The organism is Lactococcus sp. AK05 (assembly GCF_041026685.1).
Classification (GTDB): domain Bacteria; phylum Bacillota; class Bacilli; order Lactobacillales; family Streptococcaceae; genus Lactococcus; species Lactococcus lactis.
The window spans coordinates 24019-41114 of record NZ_JBFTEI010000006.1; the positions used below are offsets into that span (position 1 = coordinate 24019).

Annotated in this window: 18 protein-coding genes; 6 read left to right on the top strand and 12 right to left on the bottom strand. The window is 35.6% G+C overall.

Translation table 11 applies throughout. The annotated features are described in order from the left end of the window. Positions 1-22: 22 nt before the first annotated feature. Both AB6B24_RS10285 and AB6B24_RS10290 read right to left on the bottom strand, forming a co-directional pair. Positions 23-1201 (bottom strand): toxic anion resistance protein, encoded by a 1179-nt coding sequence (locus AB6B24_RS10285; protein ID WP_003131084.1) that lies wholly within the window; start codon positions 1199-1201, stop codon positions 23-25. A gap of 144 nt (positions 1202-1345) precedes the next feature. After that, entirely contained in the window at positions 1346-1972 is a 627-nt protein-coding gene (locus AB6B24_RS10290) for a 5-bromo-4-chloroindolyl phosphate hydrolysis family protein (RefSeq protein ID WP_010905895.1), read from the bottom strand. A 191-nt stretch (positions 1973-2163) separates the two neighbouring features. Between AB6B24_RS10290 and AB6B24_RS10295 the strand changes: the two genes are divergently transcribed. The 6 genes from AB6B24_RS10295 to rsmG all read left to right on the top strand — a co-directional run bounded on the left by AB6B24_RS10295 (position 2164) and on the right by rsmG (position 6841). Next, a complete protein-coding gene (locus AB6B24_RS10295; RefSeq protein ID WP_047206065.1) occupies positions 2164-3189 on the top strand; it encodes an NAD(P)H-dependent glycerol-3-phosphate dehydrogenase in 1026 nt (341 codons plus the stop codon). A gap of 42 nt (positions 3190-3231) precedes the next feature. Next, positions 3232-4173, top strand: coding sequence for a UTP--glucose-1-phosphate uridylyltransferase GalU (gene galU, locus AB6B24_RS10300; RefSeq protein ID WP_015426578.1), 942 nt, complete (start codon positions 3232-3234; stop codon positions 4171-4173). 70 nt (positions 4174-4243) lie between these two features. Continuing rightward, positions 4244-4651 carry a NusG domain II-containing protein gene (locus tag AB6B24_RS10305; RefSeq protein WP_012897960.1) on the top strand — a complete coding sequence of 136 codons (408 nt, stop codon included), beginning with the start codon at positions 4244-4246 and terminating at the stop codon, positions 4649-4651. Then, the gene (locus AB6B24_RS10310) at positions 4648-5178 is read left to right on the top strand and encodes a Gx transporter family protein (protein WP_003131089.1); all 531 of its coding nucleotides are present in this window, start codon (positions 4648-4650) and stop codon (positions 5176-5178) included. Before AB6B24_RS10305 ends, AB6B24_RS10310 begins: the two co-directional genes overlap by 4 nt. Next, positions 5169-6128 (top strand): polyprenyl synthetase family protein, encoded by a 960-nt coding sequence (locus AB6B24_RS10315; RefSeq protein ID WP_311802784.1) that lies wholly within the window; start codon positions 5169-5171, stop codon positions 6126-6128. The genes AB6B24_RS10310 and AB6B24_RS10315 overlap by 10 nt, the downstream gene beginning before the upstream one ends. After that, entirely contained in the window at positions 6125-6841 is a 717-nt protein-coding gene (rsmG, locus tag AB6B24_RS10320) for a 16S rRNA (guanine(527)-N(7))-methyltransferase RsmG (RefSeq protein ID WP_015426580.1), read from the top strand. Before AB6B24_RS10315 ends, rsmG begins: the two co-directional genes overlap by 4 nt. A 15-nt stretch (positions 6842-6856) precedes the next feature. On the opposite strand, the gene AB6B24_RS10325 is transcribed toward rsmG, so the two are convergent. From AB6B24_RS10325 to AB6B24_RS10370, 10 genes are all read right to left on the bottom strand, one after another. After that, positions 6857-7321 carry a hypothetical protein gene (locus AB6B24_RS10325; protein ID WP_195935243.1) on the bottom strand — a complete coding sequence of 155 codons (465 nt, stop codon included), beginning with the start codon at positions 7319-7321 and terminating at the stop codon, positions 6857-6859. 104 nt (positions 7322-7425) lie between these two features. After that, entirely contained in the window at positions 7426-8715 is a 1290-nt protein-coding gene (locus tag AB6B24_RS10330) for a LysM peptidoglycan-binding domain-containing protein (RefSeq protein WP_369164595.1), read from the bottom strand. Further along, complete coding sequence (locus AB6B24_RS10335; RefSeq protein WP_369164596.1) at positions 8712-8936, bottom strand: phage holin; 225 nt, start codon at positions 8934-8936, stop codon at positions 8712-8714. The genes AB6B24_RS10330 and AB6B24_RS10335 overlap by 4 nt, the downstream gene beginning before the upstream one ends. Beyond that, a complete protein-coding gene (locus AB6B24_RS10340; protein ID WP_369164598.1) occupies positions 8926-9228 on the bottom strand; it encodes a hypothetical protein in 303 nt (100 codons plus the stop codon). Before AB6B24_RS10340 ends, AB6B24_RS10335 begins: the two co-directional genes overlap by 11 nt. A 12-nt stretch (positions 9229-9240) precedes the next feature. Continuing rightward, positions 9241-10239: a hypothetical protein gene (locus AB6B24_RS10345; protein ID WP_369164600.1), complete on the bottom strand. Its 999-nt coding sequence runs from the start codon at positions 10237-10239 to the stop codon at positions 9241-9243. Further along, positions 10236-11948 carry a hypothetical protein gene (locus AB6B24_RS10350; RefSeq protein WP_369164602.1) on the bottom strand — a complete coding sequence of 571 codons (1713 nt, stop codon included), beginning with the start codon at positions 11946-11948 and terminating at the stop codon, positions 10236-10238. Before AB6B24_RS10350 ends, AB6B24_RS10345 begins: the two co-directional genes overlap by 4 nt. Position 11949: 1 nt before the next feature. Then, a complete protein-coding gene (locus tag AB6B24_RS10355) occupies positions 11950-12822 on the bottom strand; it encodes a distal tail protein Dit (RefSeq protein WP_369164604.1) in 873 nt (290 codons plus the stop codon). Positions 12823-12824: 2 nt separating this feature from the next. After that, complete coding sequence (locus tag AB6B24_RS10360; RefSeq protein WP_369164606.1) at positions 12825-16424, bottom strand: tape measure protein; 3600 nt, start codon at positions 16422-16424, stop codon at positions 12825-12827. Beyond that, positions 16411-16641 carry a hypothetical protein gene (locus AB6B24_RS10365; RefSeq protein WP_201013532.1) on the bottom strand — a complete coding sequence of 77 codons (231 nt, stop codon included), beginning with the start codon at positions 16639-16641 and terminating at the stop codon, positions 16411-16413. Before AB6B24_RS10365 ends, AB6B24_RS10360 begins: the two co-directional genes overlap by 14 nt. Before the next feature lie 98 nt (positions 16642-16739). Beyond that, entirely contained in the window at positions 16740-17093 is a 354-nt protein-coding gene (locus AB6B24_RS10370) for a hypothetical protein (RefSeq protein WP_058224512.1), read from the bottom strand. Between the last annotated feature and the right edge of the window lie 3 nt (positions 17094-17096).

Consider the following 17096-nt stretch of genomic DNA (forward strand, 5'->3'; position numbering starts at 1 on the left):
TTTCTGTCAGTAATTTTAAAATTTAATTTAATTGTTTATTATTTGATAATTGTAACAATTTTTCTTTAATTTCTTCTTCCATTTTAGAAAGTTCAACTTCACCTTGTTGACGTTTTTGGCGTCCCTCAGCCTGAATTCTCATAGTTTCTTGAATAGTATCAACTAAGTTTTGTTGAGTTAATTTTAATGTTTCAATATCTACTAAACCACGTTCATTTTCAGTTGCAGCCTCAATTGTTGATGCTTTAAGCATTTCTGAATTTTTACGCAATAAATCGTTGGTTGTTTCTGAAACAATACGTTGACTTGTCAAAGCATCTTTTTGTTTTAAGAGGGTCAAAGCAATCGCAACCTGATTTTTCCATAGTGGAATGGCTGTATTAATTGAAGTTTGGATTTTCTCAGCTAATTCTTGATTGGTATTTTGAATGAGACGAATTTGTGGGGCTTGTTGAATTGTCAGCTGACGAGCAAGACGTAAGTCATGAGCTCGTTTTTCTAAGCGATTTTTATATGATTCTAAATCATTCACTTTTTGAACAATTAGGGCATTGTCAGTAGAATCTTGAGCTTCTTTTCGAGCTTGCGGAATAATTTCTGTATCTAATTCTTGGACTTTTAATTCAGCACCTGCAATATAAACATTCAAAGCCTTGAAATAATTCAAGTTTTCATCGTAAAGTTTATCGAGCATTTCATTATCTTGCAAAAGTCCTTGTTGTTCATTGTTCAATTTTGCAGAAATTTTATCAATACCTGCTCCAATTTTTTGGTATTTTTGCGTCACTTCAAAAATTGAACGTTTAACTTTACCAAACATTTTGGTAAAAATCCCTTTGTTTTCAGCCACTAATTCGTTTGGATTGGCTTGTTGTAAGTTAAACATCAAATCTGTCAGTGAAGAACCAACTTCACCCAAATCTTGTGCCTGAACTTTATTTAAGACACTTTGTGAGAAAGCCGAAATCTTATCTTGGGCGCTTGCTCCATAGTTAATGACAGATTGAGCACTTGATTCATCCAACTGTTTTGATAATTCTTTTGCTTTTTCTAATTCTTCAGTAGAAAGAACTTCTACTGCTGCTAAAGAGGCTTTTTCGTGCATTTTTACAATTTCTGACTTTTGTTGTTCATCTAATTGCTCTGCCTCTTTAATGACTTTATCATTGGTCATCAAATCATCTAAAATTGGATTATCCATATCTTTAATTTCCTTTGCTATACTTATATTTCTTTACTTTTAATTATAAATGATTCCTGCCAAAATTGACAGGAATATTTGTTTTTTTACTGACAGAATCATCAGTTTTACTGACAAGAATTTTTAAAATGTCTGTCAGTAAAATTATTTGTCAAAATCAACTTGATGTTTGATGACATTGACATCGTCCATCAAAATTTCATGGTAGTTTTTAGAAATTGAATGTGAGAGTGTTTTTATCAAAAGTAAGGTTTCATCTAAATCACGATTGATTTCTTCTGTTCTTACTGATTGTTTCTTCATCTCAATAAATTTCTCTGACAATTTGACCATGTTTGGCAAGTCTTTATATAGAAATTCATTTTGTTTTGTGAGTTCTTGTGGATTTTGAACAATATATTTAAACGTTTGTTTGCTGGCTTCTAAACCACCTGTCACTGATTCAACAACTTGTAAATCATCTTCTTTTTTCAGTAATTTTTCCCAAGTTTTGATATTTTCTTTTGCTTCTGACAAGTTTTCACGGAAAATTTTAATATCCGTATCTGAGAGTCCTGCTTCGTGGTAACGTTCAATATTTTCTTTTTTGCTCATTCCTTTATCCTTATATCCTTCTTCTCTTTCATCGGGATTTTTTCGCATAAAACTAATTCCGATAATCATTTTTATAATTAAGAAAAAGAGAACTAATCCAAAAATCACATTCACGATTCCTAGATGACCATAACCGAACATCATGTCCTGATGATTCATAAATAAACTGACTGGCATATTTTTTTCCTCCCGCTTGCGTCCTGTTCTCACAAGTTTCTAATTTTTAAATTTCATTTTTAAGAATAACCTTTCGGATATATCTCTATTTTATCATAATATTTGAACCCTAAATCATACTTAGGGCTGATTTTTATTCTTGCTTATGTTAAAATGTAAAGGAAACCAAAACGAAAGAAAGGATCATTTCTATGAATCCACAAAAAATTGCAGTTTTAGGTCCAGGTTCGTGGGGAACTGCACTTTCACAAGTTCTTAATGATAATGGTCATGAAGTTCGTATCTGGGGAAATAATCCAGAACAGATGGCTGAAATTAATGAAAAGCATACAAATACACGCTATTTTAAAGATGTTGTTTTAGATGAAAAAATTAAAGCATTTGATCGTTTAGATTTAGCTTTAGAAGATGTTGATGCTATTTTATTTGTTGTACCAACTAAAGTGACACGTTTGGTCGCAAAACAAGTAGCCGAAGTCCTCAAACACAAAGTACACATCCTTCACGCTTCTAAAGGGCTTGAACAAGGAACACATGAGCGAATTTCTACTATTCTTGAAGAAGAAATCCCCGCTCAACTGCGAGGAGAAATCGTGGTAGTTTCTGGCCCTTCTCATGCTGAAGAAACAATTGTTCGTGATATTACATTAATTTCTGCAGCTTCTAAAGACCATGATGAAGCGAAATACGCTCAAGCAATCTTTAGCAACGACTACTTCCGTCTTTATACTAATACTGATGTTGTTGGTGTTGAAACAGCCGGTGCCCTTAAAAATATTATTGCCGTAGGCGCTGGTGCTCTTCACGGTCTTGGTTTTGGTGATAATGCTAAAGCAGCAATTATTACGCGTGGTCTTGCCGAAATCACTCGTTTAGGTGTGGCTATGGGAGCTGAACCTTTAACTTATAGCGGTTTGTCTGGTGTTGGTGACTTAATTGTAACAGGTACTTCAATTCACTCACGAAACTGGCGCGCGGGTGATGCTCTTGGTCGTGGCGAAAAGCTAGCTGATATTGAAAAAAATATGGGAATGGTTATTGAAGGTGTTTCAACCACTAAAGCTGCTTTTGAGCTCGCTCAACAGCTAGGTATCGATATGCCAATTACCGAAACAATCTACAAAGTTCTCTATGAAAATCTAGATGCAAAAACTGGAATTCTTGATATCATGCGCCGCGAAACTCGTGCCGAAAATGAATTCATTAATAATAAATAAAAAGTAAATACGATTTATCTAACTATAAAGGAGTTATTATCCATGAAACAAAACACTATTCCAACTAAAGCCAGAAAAGTACGTAAAGCTGTTATTCCTGCCGCTGGTCTCGGAACTCGCTTTTTGCCAGCAACTAAAGCGATTGCCAAAGAAATGTTGCCAATCGTCGACAAACCTACTATTCAATTTATCGTTGAAGAAGCCTTGAAATCAGGAATCGAAGATATTTTGATTGTTACTGGTAAAGCAAAACGTCCTATTGAAGACCATTTTGACTCAAACATTGAGCTTGAACAAAATTTGCTTGAAAAAGGAAAAACAGAATTACTTAAACTTGTTGAAGAAACAACAGATATTAATCTTCACTTTATCCGTCAATCTCATCCAAAAGGATTGGGACATGCCGTTCTTCAAGCTAAAGCTTTTGTTGGAAATGAGCCTTTTGTAGTCATGCTTGGCGATGACTTAATGAATATTACAGGAAATGAAACTCCTTTAACTAAAGACCTAATCAATGATTATGAAAAAACTCACGCTTCAACAATCGCGGTTATGAAAGTTCCTCATGATGATGTTGATAAATATGGTGTCATTGACCCTAACGGTGAAGTTTCTAAAGGCCTTTACAATGTTGAACGTTTTGTCGAAAAACCAAATGTTGATGAAGCTCCTTCTGACCTTGCAATTATCGGTCGTTACCTCTTAACTCCTGAAATTTTTGATGTTTTAGAAACACAAGTTCCCGGTGCTGGAAATGAAATCCAATTGACTGATGCTATCGAACGTTTGAATAAAACACAACGCGTTTTTGCTCATGAATTTACTGGAAAACGTTATGATGTTGGTGATAAACTTGGTTTTGTTGAAACAACAATTGAATATGGTTTAGAACACCCACAAATCGGTGCGAATTTGAAAAACTACATCATTGAAAAAGCAAAAGAGCTTTCTAAAGATGACTCAAAAAATATCACTAAAAAATAAGAAAGAGCCGAAAGGCTTTTTCTTTTTGATTTCGTGAATTTTTTCATTAATTTTGCTATAATTAACCTTAATGAACTTCTTTAAAAACACGGTTAATTTTTTTAAAAGCATAAAGACAAAACCGCTTGATTTTGTTATTATTTTTCTACTGTTCATCGCTTCTTTTTCAACTTTGTTCTTCTTCGCTACTGGTTCCAAGGGAGCTCAGGCCGAACTAAGAATTAGTGGTAAGGTGATTAAAACTTTTGATTTAAATAAAAATCAAACTTGGACCTACCGTGATAAAGATGGCGATTATAATAAAATACAGGTTAAAAATGGTGAAATTGCGGTTGTCGAAGCCAATTGTAAAGACCAAATTGACGTCCAAAGGGGCTATATTTCTAAGACTGGGGAAACTATCGTCTGTTTACCTCATAATTTAGTGATTGAAGTTATGAGTGGTCAAAAGGATGAACAGGTAGATTATAAAGTATGAATATTAAAGAATACGTTTATGTTTCTCTATTGACAGCTGCTGCGGTAGTTATGGGAATTATTGAAAGCTCTTTACCTCCTTTTTTTGCTTTTGCACCTGGAGCTAAAGTGGGCCTTGCCAATTTGGTGATGATTATTGCAGTTTTCACTTTAAGATGGCGACAAGTTTGGGTCATGCAAATTCTTCGTCTATTAATTACAGCACTTTTTACTGGTTTTTCCGTTTTTCTGTACTCTTTTGCGGGCGGAATCTTATCTCTATTAGCCATGTATTTGATGAAGCAATTTGGACCAAAACTGGTTTCAATGATTGGAATTTCGACAGTTGGTGGATTTTTTCATAATTTTGGCCAATTAGCAATGGCTTCTCTTTTAGCTAAAACAACTTCTGTTATGCTTTATTTGCCTTGGCTTGCCTTTTTTGGAATACTTGCTGGTTTTGCAATTGGCATTGCTGGGAATCAATTAATTACACGTGTTAAACCTATTCAAGAACTATTTATTAAAGAAAGTAAACAATGGACTTAAAAAATAACTTTTGGAAAGACTATCCAGAGCTTGAAAAAGAATTGGTTCAAGTTCAACAATTAATGAAGAGCCACGTTACCATCAAAAATTCAGATGTTAAATCGGCTATTTTTGATATATTTGATGCGGGCGGAAAAATGTTGCGTCCAGCTTATTTACTTTTATTTTCAGGATTTACTGATCTTTCTGAAAATGAAAGATTGGCACTTGCAGCTTCTGTCGAAATGATGCATACAGCGACTTTGGTTCACGATGATGTCATTGACCACGCAGACACACGGCGTGGCGTAGCTACTTTGTCAGCAAAACACGGACCAGAAATTGCCGTCTATGCTGGGGACTATTTATTTATTGCTGTCTTTCGTCTAATGTCTGAACACTCATTAGAATTATCAAATTTAACCAAAAATATTGGTTCAATTGAGCGTTTATTAGGTGGTGAGCTTGGTCAACTTAATCATCATTTTAATCTTCAACAAACTTTAGATGATTATATTGAAAATATTTCAGGAAAAACGGGAGAACTTTTTGCACTTTCTGCTTCTGTTGCTCCTTTAATTTCTAAAAATAATACATTGACCAAACGAGCTTATAAAATTGGAATGAATATTGGGATTTCTTTCCAAATTATGGATGATTATTTAGATTATGCATCGACTGCTCAAACGCTTGGAAAACCGGTACTTGAAGATATTAAACAAGGCATTTATTCTGCTCCTGTTCTCTTTGCTTTACAGGAAAACAATGCTCTTGTTTCTGAATTAATTAAAAATGAAAAGTTTGATGAAGTTTATGATTTTATCAAAACTTCTGATGCCCTTGAAAAAACCAAAGCACTTGCAAAATCTTACACTCTTTCAGCATTAAATTTAATTGATAAATTACCAAAAGGTAAAAATCGTGAGCTGATTGCTGAAATTACTAGAAAACTTTTGGAGCGAACTTTATGACCCCTGATGAATTTTTGTCAGCACTGACAGAATTTGATATTCAACTCTCTGATAAACAAATCAAACAGTTTGAACGCTATTTTGAACTTTTGGTTGAATGGAATGAAAAAATTAACCTGACAGCAATTACTGAAAAAAATGAAGTCTATTTAAAACATTTTTATGATTCTATTGCACCAATTTTATATGGATTGATTACTGACCAACCTGTCAGCATTTTAGATATTGGTGCTGGAGCTGGTTTTCCTAGCTTACCAATGAAAATTATTTTCCCTGAATTAAAAGTGACTATCATTGATTCTCTCAATAAGCGAATTAATTTTTTAAGTTTACTGACAGAGGAATTAGGCCTCGAAAATGTGACTTTACTTCACGGACGAGCTGAAGATTTTGGTCAGGATACTAATTATCGTGGAACATTTGATTTTGTTACTGCCCGTGCGGTTGCTAGACTTTCTGTTTTGACTGAATTTACGATTCCCTTTCTCAAGAAAAATGGTATTTTATTGTCATTAAAAGCTGCTCAATTTGAAGAAGAATTGAATGACGCTAAAAAGGCAATTGCTACACTTGGCGGAAAATTTATCAAAGAAGTCGCTTATGAATTGCCTAACGGTGATGAGCGTCACATTGCTCTGATTGAAAAGAAAAAAGAAACCCCTAAAAAATACCCACGCAAAGCCGGAACTCCTGCAAAAAATCCAATAAAATAAAAAAATCGGCCATTTTTAGCCGATTTTTTTGCTGAGATTAATCACCAATACTGAAATAGAAACAATCGCAGTAAAACTATTCATGACCATTGCAGGTGCCGTCAGTGAAAGGCTAGTAAAGATTGAGAGTAAAATAAAAGTAATATGTATTGACCGATAGCGAAACCAAAATTTAGTAAATTTATTCTTCCACACTTTTTGATTTTGTTTTTGACTTTTATTTTGAATTTTAAACCATGACCTTACGACGACGACAACAATTAAGTCTAATAGGAGCATGTAAGCAAAAACCATCGCAAAAGTAATCCCAACTGATAAATAATCAATCTCGGCTAAAACTTTATAAAGGGTGATTGTTTTATTATCAACTTGTAAATAAACATCACCAACAATCGTATAAATCTCTATGAATAATCGAGCCAGTATAAAAGCTACAAATATTCCAAGTAACACAACCAAAAAGTGAAGTAATTTTTTCATTTTATTGATTCCATTCTGCTTTAATAGACTTTACTAAATACATAGTTTTTAGTTTTAAAATTATGACATAAAAAAACACCCCCGCATGCATGCGAGGGTTAATTTTAATAATTTAGAGTTTGACCAGCATAAATCAAATTAGGGTTTGAAATACCGTTCATTGAAACTAAGCTTTGAACTGTTGTTCCTAAACGACTGGCAATTGATGAAAGATTATCGCCAGAACGTACGGTGTAAGCTCGTGCTGTAGCTCCAGATTGATCGCCTGTGAAGCGAATAACCTGACCAGAGTAAATCATGTTCGGATTAGATAAACTGTTCTGACGTGCCAATTCTTGCCAGTTTGTTCCCCAATTTGAAGCAATACTGCTTAAAGTATCGCCTGATTGAACAATGTGAGTTTTTGCGGATGTCGTTGGCTGGCTAGTTGATGCATCAATAGTTTCCACATCATGAACGGATAACCAGCTCATAATACCATCAAGCAAGACAGTATCTCCATTCTTCTGGATGATTTTATGTGGTTGACCTTTTACCCATTGAGGAATTGTTTCTCCTGTAGCATAATTTTTAGCTCCAAAGTTTACTTTAACCGTCATTCCAACTTCTACATCGTTTCCTTTAACTTCATTGGCTTCTTTACCATTATTAATGGCCGGTGTAACAGTATCGGGTTTAACTTCTTGCCCTTTTTGTTCTCCATAGCCATTGTCTGTGATTCCTGTTAAGTCTACATTTCCATCAAGTCCACCAGCAACATAAGTTGATGTGAACTGGAATACTGAGATTCCGTCCATGCTTGGGAAAAAGCTATAGTTTGGAACTGGTGTCACTTCATAATTTGGATATGCCGCAATCCATAGTGAGTTAGGAAACTCTTTGATGATTTGCTTATAATTAACATTTGCTAAGGTGTATGGCTTGTAAGAATAATACATTGGAGTATATCCAGCCGCTTTTACTCGACGCATTCCATAAAGAATCGCATCAGTATTGGCTTGCTTATCTCCACTTGCTCCACTTTCATAATCTAAGGCAACAATAGAATTCTTTGGCGTCTGAATCCTTGGTAAGTAACGATCAAGTGCTGCTTTCGCTACTTCTTGCGAACCTCCGACTTGATACCAAATGTAAGTATGTGCTCGTTTACCCTGAGCGATTGCTGAAGCTACTTGCGTTTCATAGGTGGCTTGGTCTACAAAGGTTCCACCGTAAGTTCCTCCGATTTGGCTAAAAGCAAATTTATCATGAGCATAACCAAAATTACCATAAGTTCCGTTATATTTTGACCAGTCAACCCCCTGATCACCAACTGCGGCAAATACAGGTCCACTTGCTGCAACAGCAAAGAAAGCTACCGTTCCAATGGCAGCTTTTTTAATTAACTTTTTCATTTGTTTTCCTCCGTATCATTTGGCTGATTATTATATTTGACAGCACTTACCCCAGCCAATGTTCCCAAGAATACCGTGAATGCATTCAAAGTAATAATAGCTAAATCAGTTCCACCCCAACCGTACGCTTTACCAATTACTCCGATAAAAACACTAAGTGCTGGCAAGGCTGTTAAAACAGCCCATTTGATGATGTTGTAAAACTTGTTATTAAAAATCATTTTCTTTTCCTTCCTTATATCTTTCATAAATTTCGTGAGCGTAGTGATTGCCCCCTAACGCTGTATATTCATCAAAAATACCACTGACAATTTGTAAGCCATAATCATGGTTAATTGCTTCTCCAAGCTCAACACGTTTAATGACTACTAAAAGTATTCTTAATTGTTCCTCTTGTTTCTTGGTCATTCTTCGATACATCCATCCGAAAATACCAGAAATTATAAGAAGGGCGGCCCAATTATCAATAACAAGTTTAAAAAATTGCCACCCTTCATGCACTAATGCATCCATACCCCCTACTTTCTAAGCTGTACGTTTCCAAATATAGGCCGCCTCAAACGGTTGCCAGTTATTATGGTTAGTGTTATCACCAACTGTGATTCCACTCACTTCTGTGTCCATTGCATAAGAGTTGCTTGGCGCCCCACCAGAAGACCAGTGCTGATTTCCTACCCCACGAGCGACAACAAATTGTCCACTAGAAGGAGCAATTGTATGTTGTGACAACGGATTTGTTGAACCACCTTGTTTGCCACCGCTAGATAAAGCTGAATCAGATTCATCAACCCCAACTAACCCACGACCTTTAACTCGTGCCCATGTTCCAAAACCAAACAATATAGCTGGCTCTGTTGATTGCGAACTAAAGTAATATGCGCCAACTGGATAAACTTTACTTAAAATACTATCTGTTTCAGTTTTTAAACTATCAACTTGCAATTGTAAATTTGTAGCTGGGTCAGTGCCTAATTTACCTTTGAAATCATTAAACCATGCAACAAATTGAGCAGTGATATCTCCTGTATTAAGTTTTCCGTGAGGGCTAAAATATCCACAGACACTCTCATTAGCTCGCATATCCGTGATGTTTGCATTAGTAATCTGGGTACTGTTTTTGGGAACAAGTATTTTAGCGATTTGTAATTCAAAAATACTGTCCGTTCTGGTCACTGTTGTATCAGACTCTTTATATACAAAAAAAGCCTCTCGCTGAGACTTATTGAATTGAATGGCGACGCTATCCGTTCTGTCTTGCAATGTGCTTGCAATTGGAACGGCCACTTCTTCATCCTTGTCATGAACATAGTTTCGCCCAAAACTACTAAAAGCTTCTCCAGAACCAAATTTCACACGCATTCCCAAACTGGCGGATTCTGTAATCTGTAAACCAGTTCCAAAGTTTGCTGTCGCGACTACCCCTGGTTTAAACAATGTTGAGAAAAATTCCGCAAATTCATCAGAACTATATTCACGGTCACCATTGTGGTCATCCCAGGGGAAAGATTTTTCATTTGATGTCATTTATTTCTCCCTAAAATATCAAATATTGTGGGAGTTTCTTTGTCATAAATTAATTCCAAATACTCTCCCTTATCGTTATAAGTTTTTTTGGCTTGGGAAATAACAGCCGTTTTAGCTGCCCCATATCTTTTACTCGTCAATCTAACAGTATCACCGACGAAAAAATCACGCCCAAACTGTACTAACTTAGATGTCAAAACAAAATCACCATTTAAGGTGATGACTTCTTTTTTATCAGCTAAAGATTGATTAGCTCTATCCTTTAACATATTATTGTAGGTTGCTGACGGAATTGTAGTAGTTCCATCACTACTTTGCAAATCACGAGCATCTACGTATAATTCTCTTCGGGATAAACCTTTGATTGTTGGATTTAGTACAATTTTTTTACGGTCACTGCCCTCTCCTTCTCCAAAGGCATAAGCTACTGTTTTTTTATCAAAAGTAGAATGTTCAAATTCTACCTCATTAAGATTTTCATAACCGTCTGAATCATCAGAAAAGACAACCCATTTAGAGACATCTCTACCCTTAAAAAATTGAATTTGGTTGCTTACAACCCCTTTTGCTCCAACTTCTTTAAAACCAAAATTATAAGTTTCACACAATGTTTCAACTTGCTTTTGTACTTCACCATATGAGTTTTGATAATCAATAGCAGCAAGACCAAGATCGGTTGTTGTTTTGGGGTTTTCTATTGGTGATGGAACTGTTCCACTGAAAGGAGACCAAGTATAATCTTTTGGATTTTTTGAGTTAGCATGGGTGTAGTCTAAATACTGACCAATATAACTTGGCCAGTCAGCAGTTGTGGCTTCGCTAGCTGAGGGCATGTATGGTGTCGCAGTTGAACCGTGTTCTAATTTCAACCTAGAATAGCTTAGATTATGGTAGCTTGCTTGACTTTCCATAAATCCAATAGATGTTTTATAACTAGCAATATCATCAGATATATTAAATGTCACAGTTGAAAGTCCACTACTACCAGCAGTAATGGTATTTCCAAGATGGGCCTCGAATCCTGATGATGAACCAAAAAGATAAATTACTGCACGTGTATCAATATCACAATCTTGAATCCATGCACTGTATGTATAGGATTCCCCTTTTTTAAAATCTATAGTATTAGTCGTTAATGAATCTGGAGTACCCCAATCTTTAGCAGATACCGTTTTTAAAATTGAAGAAGTACCATCTAACAAATTCAGATTCGGATAAACAGTCGTGAAACCGTCCGTTCCGTCTGCGCTGTTGGCATAAGCGCTATGTAAATATTGATTGCCTAGCGTTAGATAATCTATTTTTCTATCTGCTCCATTATATGAGCCATTGATGTCTGAATAGTTCCCTGGGTTTATGATTTCTTGATTAATGTGGTCCCAAGCAATTAAAGCAGGGCTTTTGCTGGCAATATATGTCCTGTCAATAATTCGACTATCATATTTACCAGCTAAAGACTTCCCGCAAACTTTCAACTTATCACTTGTACCTGAAACATCATCAACGTAATAGTAAACACCATCAAATTTAAAAACATTTTCTGGTTTGAAGATAGAATTGTTTTCAAAACTAAAGGGTACATCAAGTTCAAATGTGTTACATTTACCATAATTCTCGTAAATAATTAGGGACTCAAAGCCATCAAAAATTTTTGCTTTTGCGTAGTTGAAATCACCCAACCACTGATAAGTAAGTAAAATTCTTTGCATCTTATACTCCTAATACTTTGGGACTAATTCTTACAGTTCCAATCATATTTTCAGAACCGGAATCAGCCTGTAATTGGAAAAAGTTATTGCCTTTATCAAGTTGTAAGAAAATACTATCTTCATCCCAAAATTCAAGGTTATTTTGCTCTGTACCATCGCTGGTAGTCAGTAAGACTTCTTTTTCACCCCGAAGAGTGACAATTCTGATGATTTCTCCAACTGTGTAAGTGTTCTCTAGTCTGAAATATTCTCCAGTTGTCACATTTAAAACTTTTGGATTGGTTACTTCACCAGTGAATTCTAAAATAACAACCATCCCTACTGAGACGTCGCCATCATTCACAATAGTTTGGATATTGTTTGAAGACCTTACCGCAAACGTGAATCCAGTTGATATCCTTAAAGGAAAAGTTAAATTTTTCTTTAAAGTAGATAAAGGAATAAGCTTATCAGCTTGGTTTTTATCTACCCAATAGGAATCAAGTGATAGAAAATTAATACTATAAACTTGACTTAGATTTGTTGATGATTCATTCATTGAAAATTTTTCGACCAACACATCCAGGTAATAAACTCCTCCATTATCTGGGAAATAAGTAAGCGTTCCTGCTAATTTAGGATTAAAAATACTGGCAAGTTGTGTTTTTTTATTTTCTAAATCACTGGAGTCACTGGCAATAAATTCCCCTTCAATTTCAAGTTCCTTATCGTCAAGTTGTTGATTGATTAAGATAGAGCCATCTAACCCATACTGAGTTTGTTTGGTAATGACATTGTCTACCTGAGCAAATCCTTTTTTTGAAGTAACTAAAAAAGGAGGTTGCTGTCCAAGGACAACTTGCTCCCCATTAGTATTTTTATATACAATTTGCATGATTAATTACCTCTAATTCTAAGTGTACGAAGCATATCTTTACCATCTCTTTTGGCATATTTAGACGCTGTACGTGCATCAATATTTTCTGGACTGTAGTTGTATTGGTTGAATACTAGAGATTCGTCATTCATCCCTGAAGTTGATTTTTTAATTCCATCACCAATCTGACCAAGTGTTTCTTTATTCAAAGGAATAACAGCTTCACGTCCAGCTTCACCGCCGACTTGAAGATTATTACCATTCATTCCAAAGACAGTGGCACCAGTCATAATCCCACCTTTTGCGTACCAGTCAACTCCAACTGATGGTATTTTACCTTTTAATGGATTAAAATCACCACTAATTTTGAAGTGAGGCATTGGAATTTTTGGAATTTCAATTTTAGGAAAACTAATTTTAAAGTTGAACAACCCTTTAATTGTATTAATTATCCCACTAATAACGCTTTGTGCTCCTCTGATTGGAGATTCCATAGCGCTCTTTATGGCATTGAAAACACTTGATACTGTGCTCTTGATGCTATTGACAGTGTTAGAAATACCATTCTGAATCCCATTCCAAATACTTGAAATGCTGCTACTTACAGCATTAAATATGCTTAATGCAACACTTTTTACAGCATTGAATCCAGATGATACGCCATTTTTCACGACATTCACAGCGTTATTAATGGTATTGGCAATTGCACTCCAGACACTTGATACAACACCACTTACTGCGTTAAAAACATTAACAGTTGTACTTCTGACAGCTTCAAAAGCTGTAGAGATAACATTTCTGATAGTACCCACTACTGTAATGACAACTGAACTGATTGTATTCCAAATCGGAACAATCACAGCAAGAATAGCATTCATCACTGTAGAAATAATGGTTTGCCAAGTGCTTACTACAATACTGATGTATGAACTTATCCATCCCAGTACCGTGCTAAAGACAACTTGTATTCCAGCCCATGCTGTTGAAATTACATTACCAATAGTAGTCATTACTGTAGTGATTACAGAAACAATCGTATTCCATACTGTTGTAATAACATCTTTAATAGCATTTACCGCAGTCATTACAAAAGGTTGAATTGCATTCCAAACAGTCATGATAACACTGCTTATAAGATTCATAGCGGTTGTTATGATAGAAAGCCATACTTCACCGGCCCATTTTATATAAGCAACTATTCCACCTACTACAAGCTCGAAAGTAACTTTAATAGCCTGCCATACAATTTGTATGACTGACCAAATTAGATTCATTGCTATTTGAATCCCTGAAACAATACTATTGAAGATTGGAACTACAAATGCAGCAATTGAATTAACAGCGGAATTAAAAGTGTTCACAATGTTAGTCCATATTTGACTTATGCTACTTACAACATTATTAAATGTACTTACTATTCCATCCCAAAGTCCACTAAAGAATTGACTTACTCCTTGCCAAACATTTTTTAGCCAATTAATAAAATCTTGCCAAATTTGCTTCCCGGCAGTTGTTTGAGTGAAAAAGTAAATAAGTGCTGCTACTACTGCCATGATTGCAACTACAATCATTCCTATTGGATTTGCTGCAATTGCGGCATTAAATGCAGTTTGTATAGCAGTTGCACCAGTGGTAATCGCACTCCAAACTCCAGTGGCGATTGCCCAGGCTTGTTGAGCTAAAGCAATACCTTTTAAAATTCCTTGATATACTGCATAACCTCCAAGGATTGTTCCAAGACCAACAAATGCAGCTTTCAAAACGTCCACTCCGGTGCCGCCTTGTTTAAACCAATCGACTAATCCTTTTACAAATCCTGTCACAGATTCGATTGTTGAACCAACCGTTGAAAAAGCACTGTCTAGTGTTTCAATAACAGATTGTTGACTACCAGCTTCGGAAATTTTATCCCAAAGCCTCTTAACTAAATCAATTACTGGAGAAACCAAGCTACTTATAATTGAAAAAGTATTTTTAAAAGCATTCTTGAAACCATCTAAAGCTCCACTATTTTGAAGACTTTCCCATAGTTTAGTGACAAAATCTACAACATCATATACTGCTAGTCCTAGATTATTAAAAAATCCTACTATTGTTTGAATGATATTACTCGTACTAGTTCCCTTTGAAATGTTATCCCAAAGTTTACTTACAGAATCTTTAACCTGACCAACAACAGTACTGATACGCTCGAAAGCTATTTTGAGAAGTTCCATCGCTCCACTATTTTGGATAGCAGAAAATAAGTCTTGGATTGCTTTTCTAAAAGTTTCACTATGTGTATATGCTTGCATAAACGCTGCAACTAACAACATAATAATAGACAAAATAGGATTTTTAGCAAAGGTTGTAAAAATACTACCAACCTGTTTCATTACCGTTCCTACACCAAGCGCACCTAATTTAAAGGCTAAAAAAGCACCAATAACGGGTGCGAATTTTTGAGCTAAATTAAATAATTTTGTTCCAAAATCAACAACTTTCGGAATGATAGGAGTAATTTTAGTGGCAGTTTCATCAATTTTTGAACCAATGTTTGCCATTGCATCAGTTATTTTACTTTGACCAATTCCTTCTAAGATTGAAGCCCCAAAACGTGCAACAGCTGCTTTCATGTTTGAGATAGAACCTTCAAAGGTCTTACCAGTTTGGGCCATAACCCCACCCTGTTTGGCAAATTGTTCATCAACTTTTACTGATTGGTCTTGCAAAGCCTTAGAAAAGTCTTCATAGCTTACTTTACCATCAGAAATGGCTTGTTGAATATCTTTCATAGATATTCCGGTAGATTGTGAGACAAAAGCTAAGGCATTAGGCATGGTGTTCATAAGTTGTAACATGTTACCCATGTCCAACTTCCCTTTACCAGCCATCTGAGAAATTGCCAACGAAGCTGCATCAATTCCTGCAGCGGTCGCATTACCTGTCCCAGCCAAAACCTTGGTCATGTTTTTAAATTCTGTTGTAGATTTATTCAAATCCATACCAACAGAGTTAAAACGAGCAGTCGCTGTTGCTGCATCAGTCATCCCAACCGATGTCCCTTTAACAAAAGCATTCAATGCAGTTGTTGCAATTGCTGCAGCTTGTGGGACTCCTTTGGCTATATATTGTTGAACTTTAGAATTAAAGTCACCAACAGCCATGACCGTCCCTTTGGTCATATCTTGTGCTGCTTTACTGATTCCACCAAATGAAGTATCTGCAGCAGCTCCCATTGATTGGAAAACAAGGTTAGCGCCATTCAAGGCATCTAATCTTTTCATACCAGCTGTGATAGACATTGCAAGTGTTCCGACTGATAAACCAACAGTAGCAAGGGCAGTTTTTGCCCCACCACCGAAGTTAATCATTTTCTGACCTTGGTTTTCAAGGGACTGGCCAAAGTTCCCAATTGCTCTTATTGATCCAGCTACAAATTGACCTGCAACATTTCCAGCTTGTGTGAATCCAGCTCCAATCTTAGCTAAAAGACTTTGAGAACTTTTCCCAGTTCTCTCAGTAGAGTTATCAAATGTTTTGGCCGTATTATCGGCTTGTTTGCTCGTTTCTTGAAGTTGAGCCTTTACATCACTAGCGCCTCTTAAACCAAGCGTACCAAATAAACTAAATACTTCCATTCATTTTTACCTCCTTACTAAAATTGAAATATTGAGCTGCAAAGTTTAAATTTTCTTGCTCTTTATCAGGGGTAATGACATCTTTTTCTTTGATTCTCAAAGTTTTCATATTTTTCTTTTTAAATTCTGAAAAGTCTTCGTCGATATCCTTAGAAAGCCACATCTCCCATAATGTTTCTTCATTTTCCTGTTCATAAAGATATAAAATAAAATCCACTGCCCGTCCCAACGAATAAGTCGCCAAGACAGCCAATGGATTACTATATCTTCTAAAAAGGAAATCTTTTAACTGATGTTCACCGTCATCAATTTGTTTTATGATGACAATGATTGGAAAAAATCTTTCAACTCAGGTTTTCCAATAAAATCTTTCACCAATTTACCATAAGTGACAAGATTCAATTGGCCGATTTCTTCACCAGTAGTCCCAGCCAATTCACCTAAGAAGTTGTTGAGTTCTACTTTTACAGTTGTGATATTTTTCAATAGTTTTGAAATTAAACTTGACATGAGGTTTCTGCCTCGTGCCTCAATTACTGAAAGGTCAGAAGTATCTACCCCGTTGAAAATTTCAACAATGTCATCTTGAATTTCTAGCTTTGCAAAAATTCCAAGAAGCGTAAATAGGTCATCCCCTTGCAATTCACGTAATTTCAATTGTTCAGTCATAAG